The 2,511-nt window shown below is 65.5% G+C and carries 3 protein-coding genes; 1 reads left to right on the top strand and 2 read right to left on the bottom strand.

The window, feature by feature from the left end:
- Positions 1 to 1,133: nucleotidyltransferase domain-containing protein (locus tag Q0L94_RS11660; protein ID WP_296753444.1), on the bottom strand; the 1,133-nt coding region annotated here is incomplete at its 3' end.
- A complete protein-coding gene (gene map, locus Q0L94_RS11665; protein WP_296753446.1) occupies positions 1,130 to 1,939 on the bottom strand; it encodes a type I methionyl aminopeptidase in 810 nt (269 codons plus the stop codon). The genes Q0L94_RS11660 and map, both read right to left, overlap by 4 nt.
- 296 nt (positions 1,940 to 2,235) lie before the next feature.
- Here map and rpsB point away from each other — a divergent pair.
- Positions 2,236 to 2,511: 30S ribosomal protein S2 (gene rpsB / locus Q0L94_RS11670; protein ID WP_296753448.1), on the top strand; the 276-nt coding region annotated here is incomplete at its 3' end.

The raw sequence follows: 2,511 nt of genomic DNA on the forward strand, positions 1-2,511 counted from the left end.
GCGGCATCGATGCGGATGCTGCCGCGCCACAGCGCGCGCAGCGTGGCCGGCTCGAACCCGGCCAGCGCCGGATGCTGGGCATACAGGATGAAGGCGCGCAGCAGGGCATCGGGCTTGCGTTCGAACAAGTCGGCGGCGCGCGCTTCGAGCAGGTTGGCGCGCAGCTGGAAGTCGGCGTCGATCGGGCTGGGCGGCGCAGTCACCGGAAACAGCCGTACCCGCAATGACTGGATGAGGATGTCGTTGGTGCGCTGGATCAGCTTGGCCGCGCGGTAATAGCCCTGCATCAGGCGTTCGCCCGCGTGCTTGTGCGCGGTGGCGGCGAGTCCCAGGCGGGCAGCGAGCTCAGTCTGGTAATCGAAGGCGAGGCGGTCGTCGCGCCGCCTCGCCAGCAGGTGCAGATGGATGCGTAGCGCCGACAGGGCGCGTTCCTCGCGCGCGATGCGCTGCGCCTCCGCTTGGGTCAGCAACCCGGCGCGTGCGATGCCGTTCCAGCCGCCGGCGATGCCGCAGGCCTGCGCCAGCCAGTGAATCATGTGCAGATCGCGCAGGCCGCCCGGGCTGTCCTTGAGATTGGGCTCGAGTTTGTAAGCGCTGTCGTCGAAGCGGGCGTGGCGCGCCTGCTGCTCGGCGAGCTTGCCGTCGAAAAAGCGCTGCGGGCTGAAGCGTGCCCGGAAGCGCTGTTCGAGTTCCTCGAACAGCGGACGGCTGCCCCACAGGAAGCGTGCTTCAAGCAGATTGGTTTCGACCGTGATGTCGGCGTCGGCCTCGCCGATGCAGGCCTCGACGGTGCGCACGCTGTGGCCGATTTCCAGTCCGACGTCCCAGCATGCCTGCACCCAGCTTTCCAGCGTGGCCTGCTGCCCGCTTGTGGGTTCGTGCGGCAGCAACAGCAGCACGTCCACGTCCGAACCGGGGAACAGTTCGCCGCGCCCGTAGCCGCCGACGGCGGCAAGGCAGAAGCTGGCGGGCAGCGCGAGCCGGGTGCCGATTTCCGCCAGCACGCCGTCCACCAGAGCGGCGTGGCGCGTCAGGTAGCGGGAAACGACGGGTTTTTCAAGATAGGCCGCAGCCAGCGCCGCGCGGCCGGATTTGAGCCGCTCGCGCAGATCGGCGAACGGCGGGACGCTCACGCGGCGTGGCGGACGCGATCGGGAATCGCCGGGGTGCCTGCCGAGACGGTCAGCACTTCGTAACCGCTGTCGGTGACCAGCACCGTGTGTTCCCATTGCGCCGACAGGCTGCGATCCTTGGTGACGATGGTCCAGCCGTCCGGCATCTGGCGGATGTCGCGGCGGCCGGCGTTGATCATCGGTTCGATGGTGAAGGTCATGCCGGGCTCCAGCACGAGGCCGGTGCCGGGTTTGCCGTAATGCAGCACCTGCGGCTCCTCATGGAAATCGAGGCCGATGCCGTGGCCGCAGAATTCGCGCACCACGCTGTAGCCGTGGTTTTCGGCAAAACGCTGGATCGCATGGCCGACGTCGCCGAGCCGCGCGCCGGGTTTCACCTGGACGATGCCGACCCACATCGCTTCGTAGGTCACCTGGATCAGCCGTTTGGCCTGGATCGACGCTTCGCCCACTGCGAACATGCGGCTGGTGTCGCCGTGCCAGCCGTCCTTGATCACGGTGATGTCGAGGTTCACGATGTCGCCGTTCTTCAGGATCTTGTCGCTCGGCACGCCGTGGCACACCTGGTTGTTGATCGAAGTGCAGATCGACTTGGGGTAGGGCGTGTGGCCGGACGGCGCATAGTTCAGGGGCGCGGGGATGGTGCCCTGCACGTTCACCATGTAGTCGTGGCACAGCCGGTCGAGTTCGCCGGTGGTGACGCCGGGTTTGATGAAAGGCGCGATGTAATCGAGTACTTCCGAGGCGAGACGGCAGGCAATGCGCATGCCTTCGATCTCGGCGCCGGTTTTGATGGTGACAGTCATGTAACGGGCAGGCGGGAATTTTAAAGCCACATTCTAGCCAGCGTGCCCGCTGTACGCCAGAGAAACCCCGACGTGCCGGCTGCCCGGGCACGGGCCGTCCGCATGGTCCGCCCATCGGCGCGGCCGTGCGCCGGCAGATGCCCTCCTTGAAATGAAGGCCTCGACGAATTAGAATTGCGGGCTGTCCGGAATGGTTCGGACAAATTCGCACACCTGTCATTAAAGGGTGGCGGCGCATCCGGGCAAGCGATGCGCGGCTGCTGGCGGGTGGAGGCTCAACCCTTTAGGAGATTCAAATGTCTGTCACCATGCGTCAAATGCTGGAAGCCGGTGTCCACTTCGGCCACCAGACCCGCTTCTGGAACCCCAAGATGGCCCCGTTCATTTTCGGTCATCGCAACAAGATTCATATCGTCAACCTGGAGAAGTCGCTGCCGATGTTCCAGGAGGCGCAGAAATTCGTGCGTAAGCTGGCGTCCAACAAAGGCAACGTGCTGTTCGTCGGCACCAAGCGTGCTGCGCGCGACATCGTTCGCGAAGAAGCGCAGCGCGCCGGCATGCCCTACGTCGAC

It is taken from the genome of Thiobacillus sp. (genome assembly GCF_024708915.1).